This is a genomic window from Streptomyces sp. CA2R106 (assembly GCF_037034245.1).
Taxonomy (GTDB): domain Bacteria; phylum Actinomycetota; class Actinomycetes; order Streptomycetales; family Streptomycetaceae; genus Actinacidiphila.
On sequence record NZ_JBAGKC010000028.1, the window covers coordinates 91,425 to 106,922 of the forward strand.

Consider the following 15,498-nt stretch of genomic DNA (forward strand, 5'->3'; position numbering starts at 1 on the left):
TCCTTCCGCCGCCCCGCCGTACCGCCCTGCGAACGCCGAGCCCACCGCCCCGTTCCGTACGCCCCCTTCGTACGTCCCCTCAGGAGTGCCTGTGCCGACACCGCCCCCCACGCGGCCCGTCCCGCTGACCGAGTCCCTGCGCCGCTGGTCCGCCGAGCGCGGCGGGCAGCGGGCGTTCACCTTCGTCGACCACCCGACCCCCGACTCGCCCGGCCGGGCCCGCTCGCTGACCTGGCGGCGGCTGGACGAGCACGCCCGCGACATCGCGCTGCGGCTGCGCGGCCGGGTCGGCCCCGGGGAGCGCGCCGCCCTGATGCTGCCCCAAGGGCTCGGCTACGTCGCGGGGTTCCTCGGCTGCCTGTACGCCGGGGTGATCGCGGTGCCGCTGTTCGGGCCCGACCTTCCCGGGCACGCCGACCGGCTCGCCGCGGTCCTCGGCGACTGCGAGCCGCGCTGTGTGCTCACCGACGCCGCGACCGCGCCCGCGGTGGCCGCGTTCACCGCCGCGCACGGCATCCCGGCGGTGCCGGTGCTGCACGTAGAGCGGGCCGCGGGCGCCGAGCCGCCGCCGCGGATACCGTGGCCGGCCGCCGACCCGGAGGACATCGCCTACCTCCAGTACACCTCCGGCTCCACCCGCGTCCCCGCCGGGGTGATGATCAGCCACGGCAACGTCGTCGCCAACGCCCAGCAGGCGATCGACGCGTTCACCGCCACCGCCGAGGGCACCACGACCGTCGGCTGGCTGCCGCTCTTCCACGACATGGGCCTGGTGCTCAGCGTCGCCGCGCCCGTCGTCGGCGGCTTCCCCTCGGTCCTCACCGACCCCGTCGCCTTCCTCGAACAGCCCGTCCGCTGGCTGCGGTTGCTCGCCGCCTACCCGGGCGCCATCAGCGCCGCGCCGAACTTCGCCTACGACTACTGCGCCGCCCGGATCGACCCGGAAGAGGCCGCGGGCCTGCGGCTGGACGGGGTCCGGGCGCTGATCAACGGCAGCGAACCGGTCCGCGCCGGCACCGTGGAGCGCTTCCGTGCGGCCTTCGCGCCGGCCGGGTTGCGCCCCGAAGCGCACTGCCCCTCCTACGGGCTGGCCGAGGCGACCGTCTTCGCCACCACCGACCCGCCGACCGCGGCGCCCCGCACCCTGACCTGCGACCCGGACGCGCTCGCGCAGGGCCGGGTGGAGCCGGTCAACGACTCGGCCACAGCGGCGGGTTCGGAGCCCGCGGCAGCGGCGGACGGCCCGGCGCCGGTGACGCTCGTCGGCTGCGGCACCCCGGTCGGCCAGGTGCTGCGCATCACCGACCCGCGCACCGGCCGCCCGCTGCCGGCCGGCCACGTCGGCGAGATCCGGCTGCGCGGCCCCAACATCGGCCTCGGCTACTGGAAGCGGGCCGACCGCTCAGCGGAGTCCTTCGCCGCCCGCATCACCGGCGAGTACGGCGACTGGCTGCGCACCGGCGACCTCGGCGCCCTGTACGACGGCCAGTTGTACGTCACCGGGCGGCTGAAGGACCTGCTCGTGGTGGACGGCCGGAACCACTACCCGCAGGACGTCGAGGAGACCGTGCAGGCGGCGGTGCCCCTGGTCCGGCGGGACCGGCTCGCCGTCTTCACGGCGCCCGCCGGACCGGGGAGCGGGCCCGGCGGCGACGACGCGGCCGCCGCCATCGCGGCCACCGCGATCGTGGCCGTCGCCGAGTACCGCCGCGGCGCCGAACCCACCGCCGACGAAGGTGCCGCCGCCGAGGGCGCCGCCCGCGCGGCCGTCTCCGACCGCCACGGCATCCGCCTGGCCCGGCTCGTGCTGGTGCCCCCGGGCGCCGTGCCCCGCACGTCCAGCGGGAAGGTCGCGCGGTCCGCCTGCCGCGAGCGGTACCTCGCCGGTGCCTTCGCGCCGAAGGGCGGCTCCGGTGCGTAGCGCCGCCGCCCCGGCCGCGACCGGCGCCCCGGCGGCGCGGCGCAGCGGGGTGCGGGAGGCGGTCGTGGCCCGGCTGGGGGAGTGGTACGGCATCGACCCCGCAACCATCGACGACGACCGGCCCTTCGCCGAGTTGGGGCTCACCTCGCGGGACGCGGTCGCGCTGGCCGGGGACGTGCGCGAGCTGACCGGGGTGGCATTGGCGCCCACCGCGCTGTGGGACGCCACGACGCTCGGCCGGCTGCTCGACGTGATCGCCGCGGGCGGCACCGACGGCACCGACGGCACGGGCGGTACCGGCGGGACGGTCACGGTCGGCGGCGCGGTGGCGCCCCCGCGCCCGCAGGCGGCGGCCACCGGCCCGGGCCCCTCCGCCGCACCGGCGCCCGTACCGACATCCGTACCCGTGGCCGTCATCGGCCTCGGGTGCCGGCTGCCCGGCGGCGCCACCTCGCCCGCGGCCCTGTGGGAACTGCTGTGCGCGGGGCGGGACGCGGTGGGCACGGTGCCGGACGACCGGTGGACGCCCTTCCTCCCGCCGGGCGGCCCGGCTGCGGACCCCGCGGCGCCGGGCGGGGTGAGCCGGCACGGCGCCTTCCTGCCGGACATCGCCGGCTTCGACGCGGAGTTCTTCGGCATCTCCCCCCACGAGGCCGTCCGGATGGACCCGCAGCAGCGGCTGCTGCTGGAGGTCGCCCGCGAGGGCCTGGACCACGCGGCGATCCCCGCCCCCGAACTCGCCGGCACCGCCACCGGCGTCTTCGTGGGCATCAGCGGCAACGAGTACGCGTCGCTGACCACCGCCGACCTCGGCGCGGTCGACGCCTGGACCCCGCCGGGCGCCGCGCTGAGCATCGCCGCGAACCGACTCTCGTACGCGCTGGACCTGCGCGGCCCGAGCATGGCCGTGGACACCGCCTGCTCGTCGTCGCTCGTCGCGGTGCACCACGCCGTACGCAGCCTCGCCGGCGGCGAGACCGACACCGCGCTGGCCGCGGGCGTCAACCTGCTGCTGTCACCCGCGCTGACGCTGGCGTTCCAGCGCGCGGGCGCCCTCGCACCGGACGGCCGCTGCAAGACGTTCGACGCGAAGGCCGACGGCATGGTGCGCGGCGAGGGCTGCGTGGTGGCCGTGCTCAAGCGGCTGGCCGACGCCGAACGGGACGGCGACCGGGTGCTCGCGGTGATCCGCGGCACCGCCGTGAACTCCGACGGCCGCTCCAACGGGCTGCTCGCCCCCAACCCCGCCGCGCAGCGTGCCCTGCTGCGCCAGGTCCACGGCGACCAGGGCACGCTGCTGGACTACGTCGAGGCGCACGGCACCGGCACCGCACTCGGCGACCCGATCGAGGCACACGCGCTGGGCGCGGTGCTCGGCGCGGGCCGCGACCCCGACCAGCCGCTGCTGCTCGGCTCGGCGAAGACCAACTTCGGCCACTTGGAGGCCGCCGCGGGCCTGGTCGGCCTGGCCAAGACGGTGCTCGCGCTGCACCACGGCGTGCTGCCGGCCCACCTCCACCTCGACCGGCCGAACCCGCTGATCGACTTCGACGCGCTCGGGCTGCGCGTCGTGACCGGCCCCGAACCCTGGCCGCGCTACTCCGGCACCGCGACCGCGGGCGTCTCCGCGTTCGGCTTCGGCGGCACCAACGCCCATGTCGCGCTCGCCGAGTACCACCCGGCCGACGCGCCCCGGTCCCGGTCCCGCTCCCGGCCCGCCGTCACCGAGCCGCCGCCCGCCGTGCTCGTGCTCGACGCGGCGACGGACGCCCGGCTGCGCGCCGCCGCGGAGGACCTCGGCCGCTGGCTCACCACCCGGGACGGCCGCGCCGCGCCGTTGCGCGACACCGCCCGCACCCTGCACGGCCGTACCGGCCGCGGCCGCCACCGCGCCGCCGTCGTGGCCGCGGACCACGCCGAGGCCGCCGACGCCCTCACAGCGCTGGCCGCCGGCCGGCCCCACCCCGCCCTGGTGCGCCCGGCCCCGCCGCCGCTGCCCGACGGACCCCGGCCCGCCTACCCGCCCCGCCCGTCGGACAGCGCCCGCCCGGTGTGGGTCTTCTCCGGCTACGGCTCGCAGTGGCCCGGTATGGGCAGCCGGCTGCTCGCGGCGGAACCGGCGTTCGCGGCCGCCGTGGACCGGCTGGAACCACTGCTGGCACGCCACGCCGGCCTGTCCCTTCGCGCGCACCTGCGGCCCGACGCGGAGTTGGCGACCCCGTCCGTGGTGCAGCCCGTGCTCTTCGGGCTCCAGGTCGCGCTGGCCGCGCTGTGGCGCTCCTACGGCCTCCAGCCGGCCGCCGTCATCGGGCACTCCATGGGCGAGGTGGCCGCCGCGGTCGTGGCCGGCGCGATCGACGAGGAGAGCGGCGCGCGGATCATCGGCACCCGGGCGCGGCTGCTCGACGGACTGTCCGGCGGCGCGATGGCCGTGGTGGAGCTGTCCGCGGCCGAGGTGCGCCGCCACGCCGCCACCTGCCCGAGCGTACGGGTCGCCGTGCACTCCTCGCCCGCGCAGAGCGTGGTGACCGGCACCGCCGGCGACATCGCGAACCTGGTCGCCGTGGTGCGCCGGCTGGGCGGAATGGCCCGCCCGCTGAGGGTGGTCGCCGCCGGGCACTCCCCGCAGGTGGACCCGCTGCTCACACCGCTCACCCGGCAACTCGGCGAGGTGCCGCACACCGCGCCCGGCTGCGCCTTCTACGGCACCGTGCTGGACAACCCGCGCGAGGCGCCCGCCTTCGGCGCCGGCTACTGGGCCGCCGGGCTGCGCCGCCCGGTGCGGTTCGCGCAGGCGGTCGCCGCCGCGGCCGCCGACGGCCACCGCACGTACGTCGAGATCTCCGCGCACCCCACCCAACTCCACCCGCTCGCGGAGACGTTGGCCGCCGACGGCATCGAGGGCGCGGTGCTGCTGCCGACGCTGCGCCGGAACACCGACGACGCCCGAGGCTTCCGCGCGGGGCTGGCCGCGCACCTGCTGCACGGCATCCCGGTCGCGCGGGACCTGCTGCATCCGGGGGCCCGGCTCGCGGACGTGCCCGTGGCCGGGTGGCTGCACCGCAGGTACTGGGCGGCGGCCGCGGCGGTGCACCGCGTAACGGCTGAACAGGCCTGCGACGAGGGCGTGTCGGCGTCGTCGACCGCTTCCGCGACCGCGGCTGCCCCTTCCACTGCCCCTCCCGCCGCCCCGACCGTCCTCGACCGCCTGCTCGGCCACGTCGCCCAGGTCATGGGGTACACCCCGGCCGACATCGACCCGCGCGCCCCGCTGACCGACCTCGGCCTCGACTCCCTGATGGCCGCCCGCATCCTCGCCGCCGTCGGCCGGGACTTCGGGGTCGCCGTCGAGCCGCGCGTGCTGCTGCGGCACGGCACCGTCGAGGCACTGGCGGCGTGGCTGGAAGCAGCGGACAGCGGACCGGCCGCCGAACCCGCCCCGGCGACAAGGCTGTTGGCCGACCGGCGCCCCCGCCGCCGGGTCCAGCCGCGCGACGCCGCCGAGCGGCTGGTCGCCCACGCCTGGGCCGCCGTCACGGGCGGGCCGCCGCCCGGTGCCGAGGACGACCTCGGGCTGCCCTCCCGTGCGACCGGCCAGGTGATCCGGCTCGCCGAGGAGTTGGCCGCCCGCAGCGGACACCCGGTCACGCCGGGGGAGTTGGCGGCGGCCCGGCCGCCCACCGTGGCTGCGATCGCCCAACTCCTGCGCCCGCGCCTGGAATCGGCGTCCGGCGGCCCCGTCCGCACCCTGCGCGCCGAAGGCACCCGGGCGCCGCTGTTCCTGCTGCACCCGGCGGGCGGCTCGTCCGCGGTCTACGCCGCCCTCGCCCAGCGGCTCGGCCCGGACCGCCCCTGCTACGGCCTGGACCGGCTGCCCGACCTCGCCGACGTCGGCGACCGCGCCCGCGCCTACGCCCGGCTGATCCGCGCCACCCGCCCCAACGGCCCCTGGGTGCTGGGCGGTTGGTCGTACGGCGGGCTGGTCGCGCAGGAGACCGCCCGGCTGCTCGCGGCACCCGAGACAGGCCCGGACCCGGACGCCGAGCCGCTCGCCGGGACGGTCGCCGCGCTGGTGCTCGTGGACAGCGTGCTGCCGCTGCCCGCCGAACGGCTCACCCCGCACGACGAGGCCCTGCGGCGCTTCGCCGGCTTCGCCCGCTACGTCGAGGAGACCTACGGCACCCGCCTCGACCTGCCGTACGACCACCTCGCCGCACTCGACGACGCCGGCCAGGTGGACCTCGTCGTCGGCGCGCTCGCCCGCACCGCCGACCTGCCCGCGGCCGTACTGGAGCACCAGCGCGCGTCCTACCTCGACCTGCGCAGCGCCGAACGGCACACCCCGCGCCCCTACGCCGGCCGCACCCTGCTCTACCGTGCCACCGAGCCCGCCCCGCACACGGTGTACGACCCCCGGTACGACCGCGCGGACCCGGCGCTCGGCTGGGACGCCCACTGCCCGGACCTGACGGTCCGCCCGCTGCCCGGCCACCACCTCGCGCTCCTCGACCCGCCCGTGGTGGACGAACTCGCCGCGCTGCTCGCCCGCGACCTGGCCGTCCCCGCCGCCGCCGCCCCCGTACCGCCTACGACATGAGGTGTCCCATGCCCACGCACCGCCGTCTCACCGGGGCCGCCGCCGCACCGGCCGTCGCACTGGCCGTCGCGCTCACCGCCGCCTCGGCGCTCGTCCTCGGCCCGGCCGGCCCCGCGTCGGCCGCCCCCGCCCGCGGCGCAGCGGCCGCCGTACCCGCCGGCACCGCCGCGGACGGCGCGCACGTCGTCTCCGAGACCTGGCTCGACGCCCGCACCGTCGACCTCCAGATCTCCTCGCCCGCGGTCGGCGGCACCGTGGCCACCCGGCTGCTGCTGCCCGCCGACTGGTCCGCCCAGGCCGGCCGCACCTGGCCGGTGCTCTACCTGCTCCAGGGCGCCCACGACGACTACACCTCGTGGACCCGCGAGACCGACATCGAGCAGTTCACCGCGGGCCAGGAGGTGATCGTCGCCATGCCGTCGTCCGGCCCGACCGGCATCCCCAGCACCTGGTGGAACTACGGCAGCGACCACCCCGACTACGAGACCTTCCAGGTCACGGAGTTGATGCAGCTGCTCCAGCAGGACTACCGGGCCGGCACCACCCGGGCGATCGGCGGGGTGTCCACCGGCGGCTGGGCGGCGATGGCCTTCGCCGCGCGGCACCCCGGCACGTTCGCCGCCGCGGCCTCGTACAGCGGCGTGCTCGACACCACGATGCCCGGCATGCCCACCGTGGTGGAGGCGATCGTCGCCCGGGAGAGCCTCGACCCGCTGTCGCTGTGGGGCTCGCCCGTCCTCAACTACGCGCTGTGGAGCGCCGAGAACCCCTTCGACGTCGCCTCGGGACTCCGGGGCACCAAGCTCTACCTCTCCTCCGGCACCGGAGTCGCCGGAGGCAACGGCGAGTTGAGCGCGGAGGCGCTGGAGACCGCGCTGTGGCCCGGATCGCAGGCGTTCGCCCTGCGGCTGGCGCTGCTCGGCATCCCGGTCCAGACGCACTTCTACACCGGCGGCACGCACAGCTGGACGTACTGGAAGGAGGAGTACAAGACGTCCTGGCCGCTGATCTCCCAGGCGCTCGGGCTGAACAGCTGAGCGGCCGACAGGAGTTGCACCGCTGAACCGGCCGGCGGGCCGAACAGGGCGGCGTACGGCTACCGTTCGGCCCGCCACCGCACGAGCCGGCGGTACGCCTCCAGGCCGTCCGGCACGAACTCCCACTCCGCCAGCCGCTGCCGCAGCTCCTCCTCGGTCACGAAGCCGTGCCAGGCGACCTCCTCCGGCTGCGGCCGGACCGGGCCGTCCACCCGCACCTCGTACACCGCCGAGAACCAGCCGCCGGGCTGGTCCTGCCGGTCGTAGCGGAAGGTGAACAGGTGCGTGGGCTGCGGCAGTCCGCTCACCCCGAGTTCCTCCTCGGCCTCGCGCAGCGCCGTCGCGTCGTAGGACTCGCCCGCGCCGACCACACCGCCGACGAACATGTCGTAGAGGGCGGGGAAGACGAGCTTGCGGGCGGTGCGGCGGTGCACGAAGATCCGGCCGGCCGGGTCGCGGGCCAGGATGAACGCGCAACGGTGCAGCAGTCCGCGCGCGTACGCCTCGCCGCGGGGGGAGGTGCCGATGACGTTGTCGTCCTCGTCCACGATGTCGATCACCTCGTGGACGGAGAGCAGGCTGCCGTCCTCGGTGGTGCCGTCGTCGTCGGCAGCGGCGGGGCCGGAGTGCGCGGGTGGTTCGCTCATACCGCGATTCAACCACCGCCCGCCGGGGGGCTTGCGCGGTGCGGGCATCGGCACGAGGATCGCGGGGCCGGTGACCCTGGGGCGAAGTGACGGGAGAGTACGGTGACGGATGCGGCGAACGGTCCGGTGGGCACGACCGCTGCGGCCGGTGCGCCGGTGTACGGCCGGGGCCGCACCGCACCGCTGCGGATCGCCAACTGCTCGGGCTACTACGGCGACCGGCTCGCCGCCGCCCGCGAGATGGTCGAGGGCGGCCCGATCGACGTCCTCACCGGCGACTACCTCGCCGAACTCACCATGCTGCTGCTGTGGAAGGCCCGGCGGCGCGACCCCGAGGGCGGCTACGCGCTGTCCTTCCTCGCCCAGATGCACGACGTGCTCGGCACCTGCCTGGACCGCGGCATCAAGGTCGTGGTCAACGCCGGCGGCCTCAACCCCGCCGGGCTCGCCGCGAAACTCCGCGAACTCGCCGAGGCCGCCGGGCTGCACCCCTCCGTCGCCCACGTCGAGGGTGACGACCTGCTCGACCGGCTGCCCGAACTCACCGCCCGCGGCCACGACTTCGCCCACCTCGCCACCGGCCGCCCGCTGGCCGCGGCCGGCGTCGAACCGGTCACCGCCCACGCCTACCTCGGCGGCTGGGGCATCACCCGGGCGCTGCGGGCCGGCGCCGACGTCGTGGTCTGCGGCCGCGTCACCGACGCCTCGCTCGTGGTCGGACCCGCCGCATGGGCGTTCGGCTGGGCCGCCGACGACTGGGACGCGCTGGCCGGCGCGGTCACCGCGGGCCACATCATCGAGTGCGGTACCCAGGCCACCGGCGGCAACTACTCCTTCTTCACCGAGATCCCCGATCCCGTCCACCCCGGCTTCCCCCTCGCCGAGATCCACCCCGACGGCTCCAGCGTCATCACCAAGCACCCCGGCACCGGCGGCGCCGTCACCGTCGGCACCGTCACCGCCCAACTCCTGTACGAGACCGGGCACCCCGCCTACCTCAACACCGACGTGGTGGCCCGCTTCGACACCGTGCGCCTCACCCAGCAGGGCCCCGACCGGGTCGCGGTCGGCCCGGTCGCCGGGGAACCGGCGCCCGACACCCTCAAGGTGTGCGTCAACCACGTCGGCGGCCACCGCAACTCCGCGGTGTTCGTCCTCACCGGCCTCGACCTCGACGCCAAGGCCGACTACGCCGAGGCCGCACTGCGCGACGCCACCGGCGGCCCGACCGCGTTCGCCGGCTACGACCTGCGGCGCGAGCACGGCCACGAGGTGGACCGCCTCACCCTCACGGTGAAGGACCCCGACCCGGCGAAGGTCGGCCGCGGCTTCTTCACGGCCGTCGCCGGCACCGCGCTGGCCGGCTACCCCGGGCTGTACCTGGAGCATGCCGGCGCCCGGCCCAGCGAATTCGGCGTGTACTGGCCCGCGTTGGTGCCCGCGGCGGAGGTGGCCGCGGTCACGGTGCTCGCGGACGGCACCCGGCTGCCGGTGCCCGGCCCGCCCGCGTCACCCGCGCCGTCCGCCACGCCCGGCCGCCTGCTGCCGGGACGCGCGGCCCCCGGGCTGCGGCCCGACGCCGTACCCCCGCCGCCGCCCCCCGTCGACGGCGCACCCCGGCCCGAGCGCGCGGAACCGTACGGCGGTCGCGGCGCCGCCACACCCGGCCGGACCGTGCGCCTGCCGCTCGGCACGCTCGTCGGCGCGCGCTCCGGGGACAAGGGCGGCGACGCCAACGTCGGCCTGTGGGCCCGCGACGACGACACGTACACCTGGCTGCGCGACTACCTCGACGTGCCCCGGCTGCGCGCGCTGCTGCCCGAGACCGCCCGGCTGCCGGTCAGCCGCTACGAACTGCCCGGCCTGCGCGCGCTCAACTTCGTCGTCCACGACCTGCTCGGCGACGGCGTCGCGGCCTCCACCGGCGCCGACCCGCAGGCGAAGGCGCTCGGCGAGCGGCTGCGCGCCCGGTTGGCGGACATCCCCGAGCACCTCGTGGAGCCCCCGCGGGCGCCGCACCCGGACCCCGGCGCCTGAGCGGTGCATGATCGGGGCATGAGCAATCTCGATGTGAAACCGTCCGCCAGCGTCTGCGGCGGCCGCGAGGACGTGTCCGCCGCCCCGGTCCGCGAACTGCTCGCCGGCCGCCTCACGCCGCTCGGCGAGAGCACCGAGGTGCGCCGGCTGCTCCCCAACCTCGGCCGCCGCATGATCGGCGCGTGGTGCTTCGTCGACCACTACGGCCCCGACGACATCGCCCGCGAGCCCGGCATGCAGGTGCCGCCGCACCCGCACACGGGACTCCAGACGGTGAGCTGGCTGCACGAGGGCGAGGTGCTGCACCGCGACAGCCTCGGCAGCAAACAGACCGTCCGACCGCGGGAGTTGGGGCTGATGACCTCCGGGCGGGGCATCTCGCACTCCGAGGAGTCGCCGCGCGACCACGCCCGCTACCTGCACGGCGCCCAACTGTGGGTCGCGCTGCCCGACGCCCAGCGCCACATCGCCCCCGCCTTCGAGCACCACGCCGAACTCCCCGAGGTCACCGCCCCCGGGCTGCACGCCACCGTCATCCTCGGCGAACTCGACGGAAGTGCCTCACCCGGCACCGTCCACACCCCGCTCGTCGGCGCCGACCTCACCCTCGCCGAGGGCGCCGCCGCCCGCCTGCCCCTCCAACCCGACTTCGAGTACGCCGCCCTGGCCATGTCCGGCCGCGTCGACGTCGACGGCGTCCCCCTCACCCCCGGGTCGCTCCTCTACCTCGGCGCCGGCCGCCGCGATCTCCCCCTCCTCGCCGACACCGCGTCCTCCCTCATGCTCCTGGGCGGCGAGCCCTTCGCCGAGAAGTTGATCATGTTTTGGAATTTCGTGGCCCGCACCGCGGAGGAGATCTCCCAGGCCCGCGACGACTGGCACACCGGCACCCGCTTCGGCGAGGTCCACGGCTACGACGGCGCCCGCCTCCTGGCCCCTGCGCTCCCCCCGACCCCCTTGAAGCCGCGCGGCCGCGAGCGCTGACCTGTGGGTTGTCTGACTTCCCCGGCCCGCTCGGCGCGGCATGCCCGACCTGATCCCGAGCGGCCCTCCGCGCTGTCCCCCGCGTGCGCTCTCCTGGCTCGGAAAGCACGCGCGGCGCGGCGGTGGATTCACATGTGCGTACAGGTGTGACAGGGTGCGCCAGGACTGATGCTGACCCAATGCTGACTTTACTGACCAGTAGTCAGGTGCTCGTCGTGGTTGCTCCTGGCCAAGTGCCACCGGTTTCGCGAGCTGAGCCCCACCGGTTACGACGCGACTCCGCACCATGCGGACCGCCGTAGACCTTGGTGCCCTCCATGGGGACTTCGCCATGGATCGGGTCCGGATGGCCGGTGGGAACTGCCGGAGCCGCTGCTGCCGAGGAAGGAGCGGCCGTTGCGGTATCCGGGCCACAGGCCGGTGCCCGACCGCGATGTGGCTGCGCGGGTTCGGCCGGACGGAAGTCGGTTGGGAGCCCGAGCGAGGCGTGTGACCGCGGCCAGGCTTGCCATTCCAAGTACGCGGTCTGCTGGAACTCCTGCGCCGCGATGGCGAATTGCGCCCGTGGCCGGGCCTTGGCCGGCAGCAGCTCCCACGCCCGGTTTCGGGAGACGATCGCCGGGTGCGAGCGGCCGTCCGCGGGTCGCAGGGCCTGTGCGGCCGCTCGTGAGAGCGGGGCAGCGCTGACGAACGTGTGGACGGTGACGAGGCGCCGCGACATCTGCCACCTGTCGATCAGCACCGGCAGAAGTGCATGCTCCGCGCTATCGGGACCGAGTAGTGCGTTCCGGGCGGCTTCCTGGGGTGTCTGGCTGTTGCGGACTGCCTGTCCGGGGAGGAGGAAGCCTCCGCCCACGTCGCGCAGCAGCAGGTGGTCAGGGTCGACCTCGATCACCACCGCGGTCCACTCCGTCGGCGGACGCCAGTTCATGTACGGCGTGCGCTCCCGGTCCGTCTGCGGCCTGGTCATGTCGAAGCCGCCGTGATCACGAAGTCGACTGCGAGCTGCACCGCCCGCGCTTGGTCCTCCTCGTCGTAGCCGACGCGCAGGTGCGCGAGGCGTTCTTCGGCCAGGAGCGCGTGCACGTGGCGGTCGACGAGGACGCGGTACCGCCCGTACGCGTCGTCCGTGTCGACGGGCGCGGTCCTGTCCAGCACCGTGGCGAGCAGGAGTTGGTACTTGGCGTGCTGGGTGCCTGCCAGCAGTCGCAGCCGCTCGTCCTCCGCCGGGGCGGCCGGCTCCGCGCGCAGGTCCAACGCCGCGTAGTAGTAGGCCAGGGCGTCGATCACCGCGCGGTCGGCCAGGACTACTTCCGCGCCCTGGGCTGCCGCGGCGATCTCGTCGGCGATGCCCTGTGCCATGATCCACTCGGTGGAGGCGGTCGTGTGTCGCGACATCTTCGGGAGTCCGAGGCCGGCGGCTCGTGTACCTAGGTGGCCGGTGCGGGCGACGGACAGTCCGGCCGCGCGCAGTTCCCTCTCTATGCGGCGCAGCAGCTGGGTCTTGCCGGTGAAGTGGGCGCCGGTGATGCCGATGCGCAGGGGGGTCTTCACCACAGGGTGGGGTCCTGTTCTGGTTGGGGGGCTCCGGGCAGGCCGGGCGGCACCGCGGCCGCTGCGAGTTGGTCCCAGGACGGGTAGTGCTCGGCCATGGCGAGGAGGAGTTGGGCGGTGGCGTACGCGTCGTATCGGGCCCGGTGCCGCTGGTCCGGCACGGCGCTGAGGTCCGGCTGCGCGGTCTCGAGGAGCGCGTCGAGGCTGTAGGAGGGCAGTCCGGGCCAGGTGGTGCGGGCCAGGCGGAGGGTGTCGAGGACGCCGGCTGGTGCCCAGCCGGGGAGGTGCGCGGACAGCGCCCGGTAGTCGGTGTGCGCGTTGTGGGCGCAGATCCACGCGTCGCCGAGCAGGTGGCGTACCTGCCCGGCGACGTCCGGCCAGGCCGGGCAGGAGGCGAGGGTCTCGTTGGTCAGGCCGTGTACCCGGGCCGCGAAGGGCGTGACGGGCCGGGCCGGGCGGATCAGCCATGCTCCGGCCGTGCCCACGTCCGGTCGTCCGTCGCGGATCGGCAGTGCGGCGATCTCCACCAGGTCGGGCGGGTTGGTGCCGTTGCCTTCGACGTCGACGACGAGCAGGGCGGGCCAGGTGCTGTGGTTCATGGCGTGTGCGGTCCGTTCTGTGCCGGCCAGCCGATCGGCGCGCGGCCGTGCTGGCGGTAGTGGTGGGGCTTGGCCTTGTCGTGGCACTGGAAGCCGTAGCCGTGCTGGAGGAAGTAGCGCGGAGGTTCGTCCAGGCCCTCCACGATGATGGCCCGCTCGTCGATCTCCACCGGGCCGGTCGCGCCCAACTGGCGTGCCGCCGCGGTCACCTCGGCGAGGTCGGGCCGTGTCCACGCCGCCTGGCACCGGGCGACCTGTTCGGCCGGGCAGATCTCGCACAGCTCCCGGATGCCGAGGTGGCCGTTGTAGTCGGCCTCCCCGTGGGCGTACGCGACCGCGCACGACGTCTTCCGGAACAGCGCGCCCCACGGGGCCATGGGCCGCTCGGGGCGGTGGAAGGAGTCCAGGATGCGCTGCTCGGTGTCCTCGGGCATGATCTTGCGGCGCGCGGTGTCGTCGTACGGCATCGGCAGTCCGTGCGCCGCGTAGTAGTCCGCGATCTCCTGCCGGAAGAACAGGCCGGTGAACACCGTGGCATGGGCATGCGCGGTCAGCTCTCGGGCGCGCTCCAGGTGGGTGGGGGAGTCGTTGAGGCCGGGCACGATCGGCCGCCAGTACAGCACCGTGCGGTACCGCTCGGCGTGCTCGTACAGCGTGCGCAGGCTGGTCGCTGCGATCGTGGAGTCAACCGGCTCGATCGAAGGGTCGTCGATCCCGGAGTGCGTGACCAGTACCGTCAGCCGCAGGTGCGTGAAGGAGTTGAGGATGGCACAGTCCTCGGGATCGACGCGCCACCGCGTGATGATCAGCACGTGGTTCGTCAGGCCCTGCTCGTCCAGCGCGCGCAGCACCGCGAACAGGTGGGGCTTGACGACCGGCAGCATCGGGTCGGTCGCCCGGTTCAGGAGCTGGATCGGGGTGCGGTGCGGGCGGAAGTACCGGTGGCCGGTGAGTGCGGCGACGGCTTCCTCGTCGGTGATCAACCGGCGCGGGGTCTTCATCTCGAAGTTGTCGAAGAGGTGGCGGACGCAGTAGCCGCAGTCGAGCGGGCAGCCGACGATCCAGTTCAGCGACAGCCCGCTCTTGCGGTACTCGATCACGTCGGCGAGTGCGGGCTTCGTCTGCCCGACCTGGTCGGGCGTCAGGATCGGCAGCGGGCGCCGAGACGACGGGACGGGCGTGCTGACGGTTCCTCCCAGGGGTGGATGGGGGTGGCGCGGGGCGTAGTGGTGCGCTGGTGGGGGAGCAGCAGGTCACGGCGGGCGGCGCCGTACCAGGTGCCGAAGTCCCGGCAAGCCGCCGCCGGGTCGTCGCTGGTGTGGACGAGGTTGCGGATCAGGCGCCGCTCGGCGAGGGCCTGGGCGAGTGAGTCGTCTCCGAGGTCGCCGCGGATGGTGCCGGCCGCGGCCACTGTCGGGTCGTAGTGCCCGAGCTGAGCCCGCAGCCACCCGTGGATGCCGCGCCGCCCGTAGGCCAGCGCCACGACGACCGCGCGGCCGGCGAACTCCGCGTCCAGGCACGCCGGGATGTCCCGGTCGGGGAACCAGTCCCGGTCGACGAGCATGTCCCAGTAGTGGACGTGGATCTGCCATGGCGCGACCGTCACCTCGGTCCGGCCGAGCACCTGCACGCCCGGCAGCGACAACCGGGCCAGAACACGGTCGACCAGCCCCCGCTCGACCGCGTCGGGCTTGCACAGGACCACCGACCAGCGATCCCAGTCCACGCCCTCGACCACCGCGCCGCTGCGCGCCGGCTTCCGGTTCACCGGGCACCTGCCGCGGCGGCGCAGGCCGGCCAGCGGTGCCCGGCCGGCCAGCGGTGCCCGGCCAGCCAGCGCAGCCCGGGGTCGAGCGCGGCGAGCACTGCGGCGTCGACCCGTTGGGCTCGCTCGTGGGTGATCTGCCGATGGACCTCGAAGAGCAGTACCGCCTGCTGCCAGTACGGGTCGAGGTCGAGGGCGGCGACATCGTCTGCGCTGTAGGCCGCCTGGTTCGTCCGCAGAGCGTGCTCGTGCTCCAGGATGTGTGTGATGGTGCCGGCGGTGGTCGTCGCGGGCATCGGCGGGAACGGGAAGGCGGGAGGCTCAGTCCGGGTCGCTGCCTCTGCCAGCACGCGGTCC

Annotated in this window: 11 protein-coding genes and 1 pseudogene; 5 read left to right on the top strand and 7 right to left on the bottom strand. The window is 75.3% G+C overall.

Features of this window, described 5'->3' with window-relative positions; all coding sequences use genetic code 11:
* The first annotated feature begins 91 nt into the window (after positions 1-91).
* From WA788_RS29175 to WA788_RS29185, 3 genes are read left to right on the top strand one after another with little or no spacing between them, the layout of a single operon-like run.
* A complete protein-coding gene (locus WA788_RS29175) occupies positions 92-1,921 on the top strand; it encodes a fatty acyl-AMP ligase (RefSeq protein WP_335982307.1) in 1,830 nt (609 codons plus the stop codon).
* Positions 1,914-6,518, top strand: a complete 4,605-nt coding sequence (locus WA788_RS29180; RefSeq protein WP_335982309.1) for a beta-ketoacyl synthase N-terminal-like domain-containing protein — start codon at positions 1,914-1,916, stop codon at positions 6,516-6,518. The genes WA788_RS29175 and WA788_RS29180 overlap by 8 nt, the downstream gene beginning before the upstream one ends.
* 8 nt (positions 6,519-6,526) lie before the next feature.
* Positions 6,527-7,555 (top strand): alpha/beta hydrolase, encoded by a 1,029-nt coding sequence (locus tag WA788_RS29185; RefSeq protein ID WP_335982311.1) that lies wholly within the window; start codon positions 6,527-6,529, stop codon positions 7,553-7,555.
* Between the two features lie 59 nt (positions 7,556-7,614).
* On the opposite strand, the gene WA788_RS29190 is transcribed toward WA788_RS29185, so the two are convergent.
* On the bottom strand, positions 7,615-8,202 hold the full coding sequence (locus tag WA788_RS29190; RefSeq protein ID WP_335982313.1) for an NUDIX hydrolase: 588 nt from the start codon (positions 8,200-8,202) through the stop codon (positions 7,615-7,617).
* A gap of 156 nt (positions 8,203-8,358) precedes the next feature.
* Here WA788_RS29190 and WA788_RS29195 point away from each other — a divergent pair, with 156 nt between their 5' ends.
* Entirely contained in the window at positions 8,359-10,239 is a 1,881-nt protein-coding gene (locus WA788_RS29195) for an acyclic terpene utilization AtuA family protein (protein ID WP_335982342.1), read from the top strand.
* 18 nt (positions 10,240-10,257) lie between these two features.
* Positions 10,258-11,223: a pirin family protein gene (locus WA788_RS29200; RefSeq protein ID WP_335982315.1), complete on the top strand. Its 966-nt coding sequence runs from the start codon at positions 10,258-10,260 to the stop codon at positions 11,221-11,223.
* A gap of 202 nt (positions 11,224-11,425) precedes the next feature.
* Here WA788_RS29200 and WA788_RS36125 read toward each other — a convergent pair whose 3' ends face one another.
* The 6 genes and pseudogenes from WA788_RS36125 to WA788_RS29230 all read right to left on the bottom strand — a co-directional run.
* A complete protein-coding gene (locus tag WA788_RS36125) occupies positions 11,426-12,193 on the bottom strand; it encodes a hypothetical protein (protein ID WP_443034111.1) in 768 nt (255 codons plus the stop codon).
* Positions 12,190-12,780: a hypothetical protein gene (locus WA788_RS29210; protein WP_335982317.1), complete on the bottom strand. Its 591-nt coding sequence runs from the start codon at positions 12,778-12,780 to the stop codon at positions 12,190-12,192. The genes WA788_RS36125 and WA788_RS29210 overlap by 4 nt, the downstream gene beginning before the upstream one ends.
* Positions 12,774-13,376, bottom strand: a complete 603-nt coding sequence (locus tag WA788_RS29215; RefSeq protein WP_335982319.1) for a 3'-5' exonuclease — start codon at positions 13,374-13,376, stop codon at positions 12,774-12,776. The genes WA788_RS29210 and WA788_RS29215 overlap by 7 nt, the downstream gene beginning before the upstream one ends.
* Positions 13,373-14,476: a radical SAM protein gene (locus WA788_RS29220; protein WP_335982321.1), complete on the bottom strand. Its 1,104-nt coding sequence runs from the start codon at positions 14,474-14,476 to the stop codon at positions 13,373-13,375. The genes WA788_RS29215 and WA788_RS29220 overlap by 4 nt, the downstream gene beginning before the upstream one ends.
* A gap of 41 nt (positions 14,477-14,517) precedes the next feature.
* Positions 14,518-15,144, bottom strand: coding sequence for a nucleoside-diphosphate kinase (locus WA788_RS29225; RefSeq protein ID WP_335982322.1), 627 nt, complete (start codon positions 15,142-15,144; stop codon positions 14,518-14,520).
* Positions 15,141-15,498 (bottom strand): annotated as a pseudogene (locus tag WA788_RS29230) (hypothetical protein); the annotation flags it as partial. The pseudogene WA788_RS29230 and the gene WA788_RS29225, both read right to left, overlap by 4 nt.